Here is a 15,141-nt window from a genome sequence, read left to right on the forward strand (position 1 = left end):
GAAAGCGGACATATGAGCGGATTTTCCCTTTCCGATCTCGAAAGCATCGTCAAAGAGCGGTCGGCGGCCTCGCCGGAGCAATCCTGGACAGCCAAGCTCGTCGCCGCCGGCCAGCCGAAAGCGGCCAAGAAGCTCGGTGAAGAGGCGATCGAAGCCGTGATGGCGGCGGTGACCGGCGACCGCGACAATCTGACATATGAAGCCGCCGATGTGCTCTATCACCTTTTGGTCGTATTGAAGATTGCTGAAATACCGTTAGAGAATGTCATGGCCGAACTCGAGCGCAGAACCGCGCAGTCCGGCCTCAAGGAAAAGGCCGGCCGGCAGAGTTCATGAGTATCGCGACTGAGATTATCGGGGTGCCGGAAACGTTGGATCACTTCCAGTCGGACTCCTATTCGCCCTACCACTTCTTCTCTTCCGAACAATGGGCGAAGTTCCGCGCCGATACGCCGCTGACGCTGACCAGCGACGAGGTCAAACGTCTGCGTTCGATGGGCGACCCGATCGACCTCGACGAGGTCAGGCGCATCTATCTGTCGCTGTCGCGGCTGCTGTCGGCGCATGTCGAATCCTCGCAGATGCTGTTCGAGCAGCGCAACCGCTTCCTCAGCCTCTCCGATGTGACGAAGACTCCCTTCGTCATCGGCATCGCCGGCTCGGTCGCCGTCGGAAAATCGACCACCGCCCGTATCCTCAAGGAGCTTCTGGGACGCTGGCCTTCCAGCCCGAAGGTCGATCTCGTCACCACCGACGGCTTCCTTCATCCGAATGCCGTGCTGCAGCGGGAAAAGCTGATGCAGCGCAAGGGTTTTCCGGAGAGTTACGACACGGCGGCGATCCTGCGCTTTCTCTCGGCAATCAAGGCCGGGCAGCCGGATGTCAAGGCACCGAGCTATTCGCACCTGGTCTATGACGTGCTGCCGGACGAATACAAGATCGTCGACCGGCCCGACATCCTGATCTTCGAGGGCATCAACGTGCTGCAATCGCGCGACCTGCCGGCCGGCGGCAAGATCGTGCCGATGGTCTCCGATTTCTTCGACTTCTCGATCTATATCGATGCCGCCGAAGACCAGATCCACAACTGGTACGTCGCCCGTTTCATGCGGCTGCGCGAGACCGCCTTCCGCGATCCGAACTCCTTTTTCCATCGCTACGCCTCGATCAGCGACGCGGAAGCGCTCGAAATCGCCGGAGATCTCTGGGCGAATATCAACCTGAAAAACCTGCGCCAGAACATCCTGCCGACGCGGCCGCGTGCCGATCTCATCCTGAAAAAGGGCAAGGATCATCTGATCGAGCAGGTCGCGCTGCGGAAACTATAGCAGGCGCTATTCCGATCCTCACGGATTGACGCGGCGCAGCGTCAGATTGATGCGGCCGCCATTCTTCAACAGCGTCGAGGTCGCCGGATGAATGCGGTCGACGCCATGGAAACAAAGCCTCCCCTCGCCGCCCAGAACGACCAGATCACCGCTCGCAAGCTTGAAAGATAGCGTGCGATCATTGCGGTTGAGACCGCCGACACGAAAGAGGCAGCTATTGCCGAGCGAGATCGAGACAACCGGCGCCTGTAGATCCCTCTCGTCCCTGTCCTGATGCAGGCCCATGCGCGCTTCGTCGGAGTAGAAATTCACCAGACAGGCTTCCGGCGGCTTGTCGTAACCGGCCACATCATTCCAGATAGCGAGCAATTCCTGCGGCATATCCGGCCAGCGCCTGCCGGTTGCCGGATGCGTCGGCTGGTAGCGGTAGCCGCGCTCCTTGTCGGTCACCCAGCCGAGCGGCCCGCAATTGGTCATGCGCACCGACATCGGCTTGCCGGTGCCGGGCATGACCGGCGCATAAAGCGGCGCCTCGGCGACAATGGTGCGGATCACCTCGACCAACGCCTCCTGGCGCGCCCGGTCGAGATAGCCGGGAAGATGGCGAATACCGCTTAAGAGTTCGGGCATGTCAGTCGCCGCTGCTGCCGCCAGGGCGGCCGCGCATTTTCTTGACTTCCGAGCGGCCGGATTTTTCCTTCAGGCGGCGTTCGACCGAACCCTTGGTCGGCCTGGTCTTCTTGCGCGGCGGCGGCGGCGGTTTGGCGGCCTCCAGAATCAGCTCCTTCAGCCGCTCGCGCGCATCCTCTCTGTTGCGGTCCTGGCTGCGAAACCGGCTCGCCTCGATCATCAGCACGCCGTCCTTCGACAGGCGCCGGCCGGCGAGCTTGACCGCATTGGCCTTGACGCGATCATTGAGCGACGGCGAATTCGGAATGTTGAAGAACAGCTGGACCGCGGTCGACACCTTGTTGACATTCTGCCCGCCGGGACCGCCCGCCAGAACGAACTGTTCCGTCAGCTCCCATCCGGCGATGGTGATCCTGTCATCGATATAGAGCGCGTCGCTGGCCATGCGGCGTTCTATCTCACATCGGCGGCGAATTGAAAATATCGACCGTCAACCGAAAAACCCGGCAATCCTGCGATGCCGGGTTTCACGTGAGTCAGAGAATCTGTTTAAGGCGAGCTTCGCTTATTCGGCCGCAACCTTTACGCCCGGGGCCGCGTCGCGGACGCCGCCGTCGACGTGATCCTCGAATTTGGCGAAGTTGGCGATGAACATCGAGACCAGCTTTTCGGCCTGCGCGTCATAGGCTGCCTTGTCGGCCCAGGTCGAGCGCGGGTCGAGGATGCTGCTGTCGACACCGTTGACGGAGACCGGCACGGCGAAGCCGAAGTTGGTGTCCGCACGGAATTCGACCTGGCCGAGTTCGCCGGTGAGGGCAGCCGCGAGAAGGGCGCGCGTCGCCTTGATCGGCATGCGCTTGCCGGTGCCGTAGGCGCCGCCGGTCCAGCCGGTATTCACCAGCCAGCACTCGACGCCATGACGGCTGATCAGCTCCTTCAGCAGGTTGCCGTATTCAGCCGGATGCCGCGGCATGAAGGGCGCACCGAAGCAGGTGGAAAAGGTCGCTTCCGGCTCGACGACACCTTTTTCGGTGCCGGCCACCTTGGCGGTGTAGCCGGAAAGGAAGTGATACATCGCCTGGTCGGGCGTCAAACGGGCGATCGGCGGCATGACGCCGAAGGCATCGGCGGTCAGCATGATGATCGTCTTCGGATGCCCGGCCCGGCCGGTTTCCGAGGCGTTCGGGATGAAATGCATCGGATAGGCGCAGCGGGTGTTCTCAGTCAGCGAGCCGTCATCGAAATTCGGCTCGCGGCGCTCGTTCAGCACGACGTTTTCGAGCACGGTGCCGAAACGCTGCGTCGTCGCGTAGATTTCCGGCTCGGCTTCGGCCGACAGACGGATGGTCTTGGCGTAGCAGCCGCCTTCGAAGTTGAAGATGCCGTTTTCGCTCCAGCCGTGTTCGTCATCGCCGATCAGCGTGCGGGCCGGATCGGCCGACAGCGTCGTCTTGCCCGTGCCGGACAGGCCGAAGAACACTGCCGCATCACCGTCCGGACCGACATTGGCCGAGCAGTGCATCGGCATCACGCCCTTGGCCGGTAGCAGGTAATTGAGAACGGTGAACACCGATTTCTTCATTTCCCCGGCATAGGAGGTGCCGCCGATGAGGACGAGACCATTGGTCAGGTCGCAGGCGATCACCGTTTCCGAACGGCAGCCGTGGCGGGCCGGATCGGCCTTGAAGCTCGGCAGATCGATGATCGTCAGCTTCGGCGCGAAGGCCGGCAGCGCTGCGGCCTCGGGGCGGATCAGCAGATTGCGGATGAACAGCGAATGCCAGGCAAACTCGGTGACGACCCGGGTCGGCAGCGCATGGCCTTCTTCGGCACCGCCGACGAGATCCTGGACGAACAGGTCCTTGCCGGCGGCATGCGCCAGCATATCCGCACGCAGTAGAGCGAAATGCTCCGGCGAGAGCGGCTTGTTGTTGTCCCACCAGATTTCGCCATCGGTATTGCTGTCGCGAACGACGAACTTGTCGCGTGGCGAACGGCCGGTGTGCTGGCCGGTGAGGGCCCGCAGCGCACCCTGAGCAGTCAGTTCGGCTTCGCCCCGGCGGATCGATTCTTCATAGAGCGCGGCGGCGGAAAAGTTGTAGCGGACGCTGGCTGCGCCGCCCAATCCAACCGTTGCCAGCTCTGTTGCCGGGTTATGAACTCCGAACATTTCCATGGCTAGTTCCCTTCGCTCAGGCTCGTTGCCGTTAAAACTAATCGCGAAAATACGGGCAGAAATTTTAAAACACAAGAGACAAAACTTGAAAAAATATAGTAATATCAATTATTTAATCGATTTAAATTTAGCGCCATAATTTTAAATCGTTTTAGATGGGGACGTTGAAACATTTTACCGCACCACTCAAGATTGCCTTCGAAATCCATGACAATCTTTCCCTTTATCTTTGCCACAATTTGTTCCACCTTTATCCTCCATAAGCGCATCCGGTCATTGAGACCGCCTGGGGAAAGCAAATCCGGGAGATTGCGCACTGATGACGGAGACCAACACCATGCCGACAATCGCGCTCGTTGATGACGACCGCAACATCCTCACCTCGGTGTCGATCGCACTGGAGGCCGAAGGATATAAGGTCGAGACCTATACGGACGGTGCTTCGGCCCTCGACGGCCTTCTGGCGCGGCCGCCACAGCTGGCGATCTTCGATATCAAGATGCCGCGCATGGACGGCATGGAATTGCTGCGCCGGCTGCGGCAGAAGTCGGACATTCCCGTCATCTTCCTCACCTCCAAGGATGAGGAGATCGATGAACTCTTCGGCCTGAAAATGGGCGCCGACGATTTCATCACCAAGCCGTTTTCGCAGCGCCTGCTGGTCGAGCGCGTCCGCGCCGTGCTGCGCCGCGCCTCAAGCCGTGAAGCCGCAGCCGCCGGCGCCAGCCCCGCCGGCGCGCCGAAGAACGGCGCCGTGCAGCAGGCCCGCTCGCTGGAGCGCGGGCAGCTGGTCATGGATCAGGAACGCCATACCTGCACCTGGAAGGGTGAGGCCGTGACCCTGACGGTCACCGAATTCCTGATCCTGCATTCGCTGGCGCAGCGCCCCGGCGTCGTCAAAAGCCGCGACGCGCTGATGGATGCAGCCTATGACGAACAGGTCTATGTCGACGACCGGACCATCGACAGCCACATCAAGCGGCTGCGTAAGAAATTCAAGATGGTCGACAACGACTTTGATATGATTGAAACGCTCTACGGAGTGGGATACCGCTTCCGCGAAGCAGCCTGAGTCCAAACGGCGCAGCGCGAGACATAGTTGAGGGCTGCGGGCCGGTTCATCCGGCCCCGCCCTTCGAAAGGGCCAGTCATTGGCACAGTTGGTGCAGGAAAGGGATCTCGACGATGCGGAGGGCGTGAGCACCCGTCGCGTCCGAGGCCGCCGTTGGTCGCATCCCTTCACGCTGATCCGCCGCATCTTCGGCAATGCCGTGTTTTCGAGCCTGACACGGCGCATCGTCTTCTTCAATCTCGTCGCACTGCTGGTGCTCGTCGGGGGTATCCTCTACCTCAACCAGTTTCGCGAAGGGCTGATCGACGCCCGCGCCGAGAGCCTGTTGACGCAAGGCGAGATCATCGCCGGCGCTATTTCGGCTTCGGCATCGGTCGATACCAACTCGATCACCATCGATCCGCAGAAGCTGCTCGAGCTGCAGGCCGGCCAGAGCATCACCCCGGTGCCGAACGACGAAGACCTCGAATTCCCCATCGATCCCGAGAAGGTCGCGCCGGTGCTGCGCCGGCTGATCTCTCCGACACGCACGCGCGCCCGCATCTTCGATGCCGATGCCAATCTGCTGCTGGATTCGCGCCATCTTTATTCGCGCGGCCAGGTGCTGCGCTTCGACCTGCCGCCGGTCGAGGAGGAGAAGCAGACCTGGAGCGAATGGTTTGCCACCCTGTTCAACAAGGCGCTGCAGCCCGGCAACCTGCCGCTCTACAAAGAAGCGCCGGGCGGCGACGGCTCGATCTATCCTGAGGTGATGAACGCGCTCACGGGCGTGCGCGGCGCCGTCGTGCGCACGACCGAAAAAGGCGAGCTCATCGTTTCCGTCGCGGTGCCGATCCAGCGTTTCCGCGCCGTGCTCGGCGTGCTGCTGCTGTCGACACAGGCAGGCGACATCGACAATATCGTTCATGCCGAGCGGCTTGCCATCATGCGCGTCTTCGGCGTCGCCACGCTCGTCAACGTGCTGCTTTCGCTGGTGCTCTCGTCGACGATCGCCAACCCGCTGCGCCGCCTTTCAGCCGCCGCCATCCGGGTGCGCCGCGGGGCCAAGACACGTGAGCAGATTCCTGACTTCTCCGCCCGCCAGGATGAAATCGGCAATCTTTCCATTGCGTTGCGGGAAATGACGACGGCGCTCTACGACCGCATCGATGCGATCGAGAGTTTCGCCGCCGATGTCAGCCACGAACTCAAGAATCCGCTAACGTCGCTGCGGAGCGCCGTCGAAACGCTGCCGCTTGCCCGATCCGACGATTCCAAAAAGCGGCTGATGGACGTTATCCAGCACGATGTCCGCCGGCTCGACCGGCTGATCAGCGATATCTCCGACGCTTCCCGCCTCGATGCCGAGCTCGCGCGTGTCGATGCCGGTTCCGTCGACATGGAGGTGCTGTTGCGCGACCTCATCGAGGTTTCACGCCAGGTCAGGAGCACCAAGAAGCAGGTGGAGATCGAATATGCGATCGAACGCAAGCCGAACGTCAAGACACGCTTCGTCGTCAACGGCCACGACCTGCGCATCGGCCAGATCATCGCCAACCTGATCGAGAATGCCCGCTCCTTCGTGCCTGAGAAGGGTGGCAAGATTACCGTGCGGCTGGTGCGGACACGTTCGCGCTGCGTCACCACGATCGAAGACAATGGCCCCGGTATCCAGGCTGAAAATATCGACCGCATCTTCGAGCGCTTTTATACGGACCGGCCGGAATCGGAAGGCTTCGGGCAGAATTCGGGGCTCGGCCTGTCGATCAGCCGCCAGATCGCCGAGGCCCATGGCGGCTCGCTGAGAGCGGAGAATATCACCGATGCCGAAGGCGGACAGGTGCTCGGTGCCCGCTTTATCCTCGCTTTACCAGTCGATGCCGCCGCATGACCGCGGCTCACAACATCCATGCGACCGCGATCATCGTCGGCAGGACGGGGCTTCTGTTCAGCGGCCCATCCGGTTGGGGAAAATCGATGCTGGCCTTCACCTGCATGACCGAGGCGCGCCGGCTCGGGCTGTTCACGGCGCTGGTCGCCGACGACCAGGTTCTTCTTTCTGAAAAGACCGGCAGCGTGGTGGCCACATGCCCGCCATCGATCGCCGGGCTGATCGAACTTCGCGGCACCGGCATCGTCCGGCAGGAGCACGTGCCCCGGGCCACGATGCATTATGCCGTGCTCCCGGGCAGTGCTTCCGGTGAAAACCGCGTGCCTCCGGAGGGCGAAATCGTCAGCCTCGCGCCCGGTTTTTCGCTTCCCGCATTGCGGTTGCTCACAGGCGTCTCTTCACCGCTTGCAATCCTGATGGCGAAAGCACCGGATATCGGGCATTGACGCCTTCCGGATTGATCAATCTGCCTTATATATTCGCATTTTTATCTTGCACTTCGGCTTTTCATCGCCAAGATGTGCCCCCACCGGTGGACGTAATTGCTGCATTGCGATATTGGGGCCACCGTTGGCGTATATGGGAGCAGTAATATCATGATCGGACTTGTGCTTGTCACTCATGGCAAGCTGGCTGAAGAGTTTCGTCATGCTGTCGAGCACGTCGTCGGTCCTCAGAAATTCATCGAGACGGTCTGTATTGGCCCCGAAGACGACATGGATCAAAGACGGCAGGATATTCTGGAAGCTGTTTCCGGTGCCGATGACGGCCATGGCGTCGTCATTCTGACCGACATGTTCGGCGGCACGCCGTCCAATCTTGCCATTTCAGTTATGAGCAGCGGCCATACCGAAGTGATTGCCGGCGTCAACCTGCCGATGCTGATCAAGCTCGCCGGCGTGCGTGGCGAGAACAACATGGAGAAGGCGCTGGTGGAGGCTTCCGAAGCCGGACGGAAATATATCAATGTCGCGAGCCGTGTGCTCAGCGGAAAATAACGGCCCTTCATGACATCGCTCTCCCGGGAACTCCTCATTATCAACAAGCGCGGCCTTCACGCGCGCGCCTCCGCCAAATTCGTGCAGATGGTCGAGACCTTCGATGCCGCCATCACCGTTTCCAAGGACGGAATGACGGTCGGCGGCACCTCTATCATGGGCCTGATGATGCTGGCGGCAAGCCCCGGCTCGAGCGTCGTCGTCTCTGCAAGCGGCAGCCAGGCCGAGGAAGCCCTCGAGGCCCTTGACCAGCTGATCCAAAACCGGTTCGGCGAAGAGATGTGAGCAAGTTTGAACTTGCTGCATAATTTTATCCTTAGATCGATTCCGATTTAAGGAATTCTGCAGCGGGTCCCGCTCATATAAACATATAAAGACTTCTTTATATCCTTATTGCCTTCCCATCCGAAGCCTGCTAAACGGCGGATATGCCGTGCGCTAGAGCATGCCGCATCGAACCTGCTTCATGCGACGCGCTTCAGCTCTCTTTTTTGTGCATCTCGTTGTCCCGGAACCGCTGCACATTTCCGGGCGACATGCATCAGGACGCGGCCCATCCGTCGCGCGGTCATCTTTCGCGCCTGCGCCAATTTTGAGACGTTTTTCAGCCTGGAGGCCTCTATGAGCACTGAAAAAGATTATGTCGTCGCCGATATCGGGCTTGCGGATTTCGGCCGCAAGGAAATTACCATCGCCGAAACCGAAATGCCGGGACTGATGTCCTGCCGCACCGAATTCGGCGACGCAAAGCCGCTGAAGGGCGCGCGCATTACCGGCTCGCTGCATATGACCATCCAGACGGCCGTGCTCATCGAGACGCTGGTGGCCCTCGGCGCCGAAGTCCGTTGGGCCTCGTGCAACATCTTCTCGACGCAGGATCACGCCGCTGCCGCGATCGCCGCCGCCGGCGTTCCTGTTTTCGCCATCAAGGGGGAGTCGCTTGAGGATTACTGGGTCTATACCGACAAGATCTTCCAGTGGGCCGATGGCGGCCTTTCCAACATGATCCTCGATGACGGCGGCGATGCCACCATGTACATCCTGCTCGGCGCCCGCGCCGAAGCCGGCGAGGACGTGCTGTCGCATCCGCATTCCGAGGAGGAGGAAATCCTCTTCGCCCAGATCAAGAAGCGCCTTGCCGCTTCGCCTGGCTGGTTCACCAAGCAGCGCGACGCGATCAAGGGCGTCACCGAGGAAACGACGACCGGCGTCAACCGCCTGTACCAGCTCAGCCAGAAGGGCCTGCTGCCCTTCCCGGCGATCAACGTCAACGATTCCGTCACCAAGTCGAAGTTTGACAACAAGTATGGCTGCAAGGAATCGCTGGTCGACGGCATCCGCCGCGGCACCGACGTGATGATGGCCGGCAAGGTTGCCGTCGTCTGCGGCTATGGCGACGTCGGCAAGGGTTCTGCCGCTTCGCTCTCCGGCGCCGGCGCCCGCGTCAAGGTGACCGAAGCCGATCCGATCTGCGCCCTGCAGGCCGCCATGGACGGTTATGAAGTCGTGCTGCTCGAGGACGTCGTTTCCTCGGCCGATATCTTCATCACCACCACCGGCAACAAGGACGTCATCCGCATCGACCATATGCGTCAGATGAAGGACATGGCGATCGTCGGCAATATCGGCCATTTCGACAACGAAATCGAAGTTGCAGCACTGCGCAATCTCAAGTGGACCAACGTCAAGCCGCAGGTCGACCTGATCGAATTCCCCAAGGGCAACCGCATCATCCTTCTTTCCGAAGGCCGCCTGCTCAACCTCGGCAACGCCACCGGCCATCCGTCCTTCGTGATGTCGGCCTCCTTCACCAACCAGACGCTGGCGCAGATCGAGCTCTTCACCAAGCCCGATCAGTATTCCAACCAGGTCTATATCCTGCCGAAGCATCTCGATGAAAAGGTCGCGCGACTGCATCTCGACAAGCTCGGCGTGAAGCTGACGCAGCTTTCCGAGGAGCAGGCTGCCTATATCGGCGTATCGCCGAAGGGCCCGTTCAAGTCCGACCACTACAGATATTGATCTGATCGTTAATATCCACAAGATGTAGAAGCCGCGGCATTGACAAATGTCGCGGCTTATTTTTTGGGCGCTCCCTTCCCGCCGATTCCCTTCCGAAGTATTGTTTTAAGACTTGATTCGTGGCGCCGGACCCTGTCCGGCCGCTGCGGAAATGGGATGTCTTGTCGTAATGCGGCACATTGAAGGACGGAGACATACCGCGGATGTCGGAAATGAAAAACAGCCTGCCCGGTCAGGCGGATGACGGCGTTTGCGCCGATCGCCGCCCGCTGATCGCAGGCCAACAACATCAATCTGCAACGGCACACGAGGCCGCAAAGCAAGAGCATGGATCATTGGCGCGCTTTTTGAAAGCCTGCGCGGCCGGCACGGCGCTTGCCGCGCTGGCGCGGCCGGTTCTGGCACAGGGCGAGCAGCAGGCGGCGGCCTCGGCTCACCTCTTCACATCCTCGCAGGTTGTCGGCGTTTCCGTCGTCATCGGTGTCATATCGGCAGCACTGCTGTCGACGCTGTGGCTGGTCCGCCAGCGCGGCAATCTGGAAAACGAGAGCCGGGAAATCCGCTCGGCGCTTTCCGATGCCCAGCAGCGCATTTCGCAATACCAGGCGCTGATCGCCGACAAGAACCGACGGATCGTCATCTGGGACGGCAATGCCCGTCCCGAGCTGCTCGGCCAGCTTCCGCCCGAGACCGGTGCGCCGCAGGACGGCGAATTCCTGGCCTTCGGCCTCTGGCTGAAGTCACGTTCGGCCGCCGATCTGGAAAAGGCGATCGACCGGCTGCGCGACGGGGCACAGAGCTTCGACATGGTGGTGGAAACCATCCGCGATGAAATCCTCGAGGCGCAGGGCCGGGTTTCCGGCGGCCGCGCCTTCGTCCGTTTCGTGGCGCTCAACAATCTGCGCGCCGAGCTTGCGGAACTCCGGATCGAGCGCGACCGGCTGATGACCTCGATCTCGGCCTTCCAGACCATGCTCGACGCGATCGACATGCCGGCCTGGCAGCGCGATCCGGCCGGCCGCCTCACCTGGGTCAACCAGGCTTATGGCGAGGCCGTCGAAGCGCGCTCGCCGCAGCAGGCGATCAATGAAGGCCGCGAGATGCTGACGACCGTTGCGCGCGAACGCATTCGCGCCACGGTGACGCCGGAATCGCCCTTCCACGACACGATCTCGACGGTGGTGCACGGCAACCGCACGTTCTTCGATGTCGTCGACGTCAGGCTTCCCGGCGGCTCGGCCGGCATCGCGATCGATGTGTCGGATATAGAGGCGGTGCGTGCCGAGCTGGAACGGACGCTGAAGAGCCATGCCGAAACGCTCGACCACCTCGCCACGCCCGTCGCCATCTTCGACGGCGACCGCCGACTGCAATTCTACAACCAGGCTTTCGTTGCGCTCTGGGAGCTGGATATCGCCTTTCTCGAAGGCCGGCCCGACAATAGCGAGCTACTCGAGCGGCTGCGGGCCGCCAAGAAACTGCCGGACCAGCTCAACTGGAAAAGCTGGAAGGAAGCAGCCCTTTCCGTCTATCGCGCGCTCGACACGCAATCCGACCTCTGGCACCTGCCGAACGGGCAGACATTGCGTGTCTTTGCGACCGCCCATCCGCAGGGCGGCGCCACCTGGGTGTTCGAAAATCTGACCGAGCAGGTCGATCTCGAAACGCGCTACAACACACTGGTCAAGGTGCAGGGCGAAACGATCGACCATCTTTCCGAAGGTGTGGCGGTGTTCGGCCCGGATGGACGCATCCGCCTGTCGAACCCGGCCTTCCGCGCGCTCTGGGGGATCACCGAAACCGAAGCCAAACCCGGCACCCATATCCGCGCGCTCGGCGAGGCCTGCGCGCCGTCCTATGACCGGCCGGATGGCTGGAAAGCCTTTGCGGAACTGATCACCAGCTTCGACGACGAACGCCGTTCGGGCCAGGGAACGCTGGAACTCTTCTCCGGCCTGGTGCTCGACTATGCCGTCATCCCGCTGCCGAACGCCCAGACCATGCTGACCTTCGTCAATATGACGGACAGCGTGCGTGCCGAGCGGGCGCTGACCGAGAAGAACGAAGCGCTGCGCAAGGCCGATGAACTGAAGAACGATTTCGTCCAGCACGTATCCTATGAGCTGCGCTCGCCGCTGACGAATATCATCGGCTTCACCGACCTTCTGCGCACCCAAGGGGTCGGGCCGCTGAACGAACGGCAGGCCGAATATATCGACCATATCTCGACCTCGTCCTCGGTTCTCCTCACGCTCGTCAACGACATTCTCGACCTCGCAACCGTCGATGCCGGCATCATGCGGCTCAACTATGCGGAAATCGATCTCAACGACCTGCTCGACGACGTCTCGATGCAGATCGCCGATCGCCTGCATGAAAGCGGCGTCGCGCTCGAAATCACCGCGCCGGCCTACCTCGGCTCGATCGTTGCCGACCCGCAGCGGCTGAAGCAGATCCTGCTGAAGCTGCTTTCCAATGCGGCGAATTTTTCGCCCGAGGGCACCTCGATCGCGCTGGAATGCCATCGCGAGGGCACGGATTTCGTTTTCTCCGTCAGCGATCGCGGCCCCGGCATCTCCCCTGATATGATCGCCACCGTCTTCGACCGCTTTGCCACGGGCGCAAAAAGCGGCAAACGCGGCGGCGCCGGCCTCGGCCTGTCGATTGTCGACAGCTTCGTCAGCCTGCATCATGGCGACGTGACGATCGACAGCGAGCCGGGCAAGGGCACGACCGTCGTCTGCCGCATCCCCTCGGTCGATATCCCGCATTCCGCTGCCGCCGAATGACGACCGGCGATACGATCTCGGTTTTGCTGAAGGACGAAGCGGCAACCATCCGCTTCGGCGAAGACCTGGCGCTGGCCCTGAAAGCCGGCGACTGCCTCGCCCTTTCCGGCGATCTCGGTGCGGGCAAATCCTCGCTCGCCCGGGCGATCCTCCGCGCCATCGCCGACGACGAGCGGCTCGAAGTCCCGAGCCCGACCTTCACGCTGGTGCAATCCTACGATCTGCGCTTGCCCGTTTCGCACTTCGATCTCTACCGGCTCGGCCATCCAGACGAACTGACGGAACTCGGCTTCGACGAGGCCCTGGAGAACGGCATCTGTCTCGTCGAATGGCCCGAGATGGCTGAGGGCGAACTGCCGGCCGAGCGCATTGCACTGCGGCTGGACCATGAAGGCAGCGGCCGCCGGGCAACGATCAAAGCCGCCGGCGCACAAGCTCTGCGCATCCATCGTGTTCTGGCGATCCGCGATTTCCTCGCCAAGGCCGGCTATCCCGATGTCAAACGCCGCTTCCTGACCGGCGATGCGTCGCTGCGCGCCTATGAAGCGATCTATCCGGATGGTGGCCCGCGGAAAATACTGATGGATTGGCGCCCGCATCCCGAGGGACCGCCGGTCCATGACGGCAAGCCCTATCCCAAGGTCGCGCATCTCGCACAGAATGCCTATCCTTTCGTTGCGATTGCCGATGTGTTGCGCGCGCGGGGTTTTGCGACGCCGGAGATTTATCAGGTCGATTATGAGCAAGGCATCCTGCTGATCCAGGATCTCGGCACCGAAGGGGTGCTCGCTGACGACGGACGGCCGATCGCCGAACGTTACCGGCAAAGCGTCGTCTGCCTTGCCCATCTTCATTCCATGCAGATCCCGCAGGATATTCCTGTTTCGACAACGCATACGCATCACATTCCGGACTTCGACCGCACGGCAATGAAGATGGAAGTGCAGCTTGTGCTCGATTGGCACATCGCCTGGAAGCGCGGTACACCGCCCACGGATGCCGAACGGGCGGAGTATCTGGCGATCTGGGATGCGCTCATCGACGAGCTCGCCACAGCCGAGAAGAACCTGCTGCTGCGTGACTTCCATTCGCCCAATATCATCTGGCGCGAAGAGGAAAGCGGTATTCGCCAGATCGGCATCATCGACTTCCAGGATGCGATGATCGGCCCGACCGCCTATGACCTTGCATCCATCGTCCAGGATGCGCGCGTGACGATCGAACCAGGGCTTTTCCGACAGCTTATGGACGATTATCTCAGCCTTCGGCGCGCCCAGGGCGGCTTCGACGAAGCCGGATTCATGAAAGCCTGGGCGATCATGTCGGCGCAGCGCAACTGCAAGCTTGCCGGCCTTTGGGTACGGCTGTTGCAGCGCGACGGCAAGCCCGGCTATCTCAAACATATGCCGCGAACGCTCGCCTATCTCCAGGTCGCGTTCGAGCACGAAGCGCTTGCCCCCTTGCGCGATTGGTGCGCAAGGGCTGGAATAGGCCAGAGCGAATCATAAGTTCCGGATCAGGATGACCATCAGACAAGCCATGGTACTGGCCGCGGGTCTCGGCACCCGCATGCGCCCGATCACCGACACGATCCCGAAGCCGCTGGTGAAGATCGACGGCAAGCCGATGATCGACTACGCGCTGGATTCGCTGGTTGCGGCCGGCGTCGAGCGGGCTGTTGTCAACGTCCACCACTTTGCCGACCAGATGCTCGACCATCTCGAGGCTTATCGCGGCCTCGACATCGTCGTATCGGACGAGCGGGAGGCGCTGATGAATTCCGGCGGCGGACTGGCGAAGGGGCTGACGCTGCTGAACCGCGACAATATCTTCGTCATGAATGCCGATCTCTTCTGGATCGGCGAACAGCCCGGGCGGCCAACGAACCTGCAGCGCTTAGCCGGATTCTTTGATGCTGAGCGCATGGACATGGCGCTGCTCTGCGTCGGAATCGACGATACGACGGGTCACAACGGCAAGAATGATTTCAGTCTGGCGGCCGATGGCCGGCTGACGCGCTATCGCGACGATCCCTCCAATCCGGTCGTCTATGCCGGAGCGATCGTTATGAACCCGTCGCTGCTCGACGACGCGCCGCAGGATGCCTTCAACCTCAATATCTATTTCGACAAGGCGATCGCGCGCGGACGGCTTTTCGGCATGGTGCTCGACGGCCATTGGCTGACGGTGGGAACGCCGGAGGCGATCGGCGAAGCGGAGGAAACGATCCGCAGGTTGCGGACGTTCGCGTGAGAT

14 protein-coding genes are annotated in these 15,141 nt (G+C 61.3%); 11 read left to right on the forward strand and 3 right to left on the reverse strand.

Annotated elements, in window-relative coordinates; translation table 11 throughout:
* The first annotated feature begins 12 nt into the window (after positions 1 to 12).
* Positions 13 to 336, forward strand: coding sequence for a phosphoribosyl-ATP diphosphatase (locus BBJ66_RS06370; RefSeq protein WP_049732685.1), 324 nt, complete (start codon positions 13 to 15; stop codon positions 334 to 336).
* On the forward strand, positions 333 to 1,328 hold the full coding sequence (gene coaA, locus BBJ66_RS06375; protein WP_049732684.1) for a type I pantothenate kinase: 996 nt from the start codon (positions 333 to 335) through the stop codon (positions 1,326 to 1,328). The genes BBJ66_RS06370 and coaA overlap by 4 nt, the downstream gene beginning before the upstream one ends.
* 18 nt (positions 1,329 to 1,346) lie before the next feature.
* On the opposite strand, the gene BBJ66_RS06380 is transcribed toward coaA, so the two are convergent.
* The 3 genes from BBJ66_RS06380 to BBJ66_RS06390 form a co-directional block, all read right to left on the reverse strand.
* Positions 1,347 to 1,958 carry an alpha-ketoglutarate-dependent dioxygenase AlkB family protein gene (locus BBJ66_RS06380; protein ID WP_071085786.1) on the reverse strand — a complete coding sequence of 204 codons (612 nt, stop codon included), beginning with the start codon at positions 1,956 to 1,958 and terminating at the stop codon, positions 1,347 to 1,349.
* 1 nt (position 1,959) lies between these two features.
* Positions 1,960 to 2,403, reverse strand: a complete 444-nt coding sequence (gene arfB, locus BBJ66_RS06385; RefSeq protein WP_071085787.1) for an alternative ribosome rescue aminoacyl-tRNA hydrolase ArfB — start codon at positions 2,401 to 2,403, stop codon at positions 1,960 to 1,962.
* A 120-nt stretch (positions 2,404 to 2,523) separates the two neighbouring features.
* Entirely contained in the window at positions 2,524 to 4,134 is a 1,611-nt protein-coding gene (locus BBJ66_RS06390) for a phosphoenolpyruvate carboxykinase (RefSeq protein WP_049732682.1), read from the reverse strand.
* Positions 4,135 to 4,471: 337 nt separating this feature from the next.
* Between BBJ66_RS06390 and BBJ66_RS06395 the strand changes: the two genes are divergently transcribed.
* From BBJ66_RS06395 to BBJ66_RS06435, 9 genes are all read left to right on the forward strand, one after another.
* Complete coding sequence (locus BBJ66_RS06395) at positions 4,472 to 5,206, forward strand: response regulator transcription factor (protein WP_190238074.1); 735 nt, start codon at positions 4,472 to 4,474, stop codon at positions 5,204 to 5,206.
* A gap of 79 nt (positions 5,207 to 5,285) precedes the next feature.
* Positions 5,286 to 7,076 (forward strand): sensor histidine kinase, encoded by a 1,791-nt coding sequence (locus BBJ66_RS06400; protein ID WP_049732680.1) that lies wholly within the window; start codon positions 5,286 to 5,288, stop codon positions 7,074 to 7,076.
* Positions 7,073 to 7,522, forward strand: a complete 450-nt coding sequence (locus tag BBJ66_RS06405; RefSeq protein WP_049732679.1) for an HPr kinase/phosphorylase — start codon at positions 7,073 to 7,075, stop codon at positions 7,520 to 7,522. Before BBJ66_RS06400 ends, BBJ66_RS06405 begins: the two co-directional genes overlap by 4 nt.
* Positions 7,523 to 7,672: 150 nt before the next feature.
* Entirely contained in the window at positions 7,673 to 8,074 is a 402-nt protein-coding gene (locus BBJ66_RS06410) for a PTS sugar transporter subunit IIA (protein WP_003544139.1), read from the forward strand.
* A gap of 9 nt (positions 8,075 to 8,083) precedes the next feature.
* Positions 8,084 to 8,359, forward strand: a complete 276-nt coding sequence (locus BBJ66_RS06415; RefSeq protein ID WP_003544133.1) for an HPr family phosphocarrier protein — start codon at positions 8,084 to 8,086, stop codon at positions 8,357 to 8,359.
* A 336-nt stretch (positions 8,360 to 8,695) separates the two neighbouring features.
* Positions 8,696 to 10,096 carry an adenosylhomocysteinase gene (ahcY, locus tag BBJ66_RS06420; RefSeq protein ID WP_049732678.1) on the forward strand — a complete coding sequence of 467 codons (1,401 nt, stop codon included), beginning with the start codon at positions 8,696 to 8,698 and terminating at the stop codon, positions 10,094 to 10,096.
* Between the two features lie 203 nt (positions 10,097 to 10,299).
* Positions 10,300 to 12,885 (forward strand): PAS domain-containing sensor histidine kinase, encoded by a 2,586-nt coding sequence (locus BBJ66_RS06425; protein WP_049732677.1) that lies wholly within the window; start codon positions 10,300 to 10,302, stop codon positions 12,883 to 12,885.
* Positions 12,882 to 14,393: a tRNA (adenosine(37)-N6)-threonylcarbamoyltransferase complex ATPase subunit type 1 TsaE gene (gene tsaE / locus BBJ66_RS06430; RefSeq protein ID WP_071085789.1), complete on the forward strand. Its 1,512-nt coding sequence runs from the start codon at positions 12,882 to 12,884 to the stop codon at positions 14,391 to 14,393. Before BBJ66_RS06425 ends, tsaE begins: the two co-directional genes overlap by 4 nt.
* 13 nt (positions 14,394 to 14,406) lie before the next feature.
* Positions 14,407 to 15,138 carry a nucleotidyltransferase family protein gene (locus tag BBJ66_RS06435; protein ID WP_071085791.1) on the forward strand — a complete coding sequence of 244 codons (732 nt, stop codon included), beginning with the start codon at positions 14,407 to 14,409 and terminating at the stop codon, positions 15,136 to 15,138.
* Positions 15,139 to 15,141 lie beyond the last annotated feature (3 nt).

Origin of the sequence: Rhizobium sp. RSm-3 (assembly GCF_001854685.1) — a bacterium.
In the GTDB taxonomy this organism is placed as follows: Bacteria; Pseudomonadota; Alphaproteobacteria; order Rhizobiales; family Rhizobiaceae; genus Rhizobium; species Rhizobium ecuadorense.

What these genes read in the sequence shown, in the direction of transcription:
- BBJ66_RS06370 (WP_049732685.1), top strand. Translation starts at nt 13, where the DNA reads ATGAGCGGATTTTCCCTTTCCGATCTCGAAAGCATCGTCAAAGAGCGG.
- coaA (WP_049732684.1), top strand. Translation starts at nt 333, where the DNA reads ATGAGTATCGCGACTGAGATTATCGGGGTGCCGGAAACGTTGGATCAC.
- BBJ66_RS06380 (WP_071085786.1), bottom strand. Translation starts at nt 1,958, where the DNA reads ATGCCCGAACTCTTAAGCGGTATTCGCCATCTTCCCGGCTATCTCGAC.
- arfB (WP_071085787.1), bottom strand. Translation starts at nt 2,403, where the DNA reads ATGGCCAGCGACGCGCTCTATATCGATGACAGGATCACCATCGCCGGA.
- BBJ66_RS06390 (WP_049732682.1), bottom strand. Translation starts at nt 4,134, where the DNA reads ATGGAAATGTTCGGAGTTCATAACCCGGCAACAGAGCTGGCAACGGTT.
- BBJ66_RS06395 (WP_190238074.1), top strand. Translation starts at nt 4,472, where the DNA reads ATGCCGACAATCGCGCTCGTTGATGACGACCGCAACATCCTCACCTCG.
- BBJ66_RS06405 (WP_049732679.1), top strand. Translation starts at nt 7,073, where the DNA reads ATGACCGCGGCTCACAACATCCATGCGACCGCGATCATCGTCGGCAGG.
- BBJ66_RS06410 (WP_003544139.1), top strand. Translation starts at nt 7,673, where the DNA reads ATGATCGGACTTGTGCTTGTCACTCATGGCAAGCTGGCTGAAGAGTTT.
- BBJ66_RS06415 (WP_003544133.1), top strand. Translation starts at nt 8,084, where the DNA reads ATGACATCGCTCTCCCGGGAACTCCTCATTATCAACAAGCGCGGCCTT.
- ahcY (WP_049732678.1), top strand. Translation starts at nt 8,696, where the DNA reads ATGAGCACTGAAAAAGATTATGTCGTCGCCGATATCGGGCTTGCGGAT.
- BBJ66_RS06425 (WP_049732677.1), top strand. Translation starts at nt 10,300, where the DNA reads ATGTCGGAAATGAAAAACAGCCTGCCCGGTCAGGCGGATGACGGCGTT.
- tsaE (WP_071085789.1), top strand. Translation starts at nt 12,882, where the DNA reads ATGACGACCGGCGATACGATCTCGGTTTTGCTGAAGGACGAAGCGGCA.
- BBJ66_RS06435 (WP_071085791.1), top strand. Translation starts at nt 14,407, where the DNA reads ATGACCATCAGACAAGCCATGGTACTGGCCGCGGGTCTCGGCACCCGC.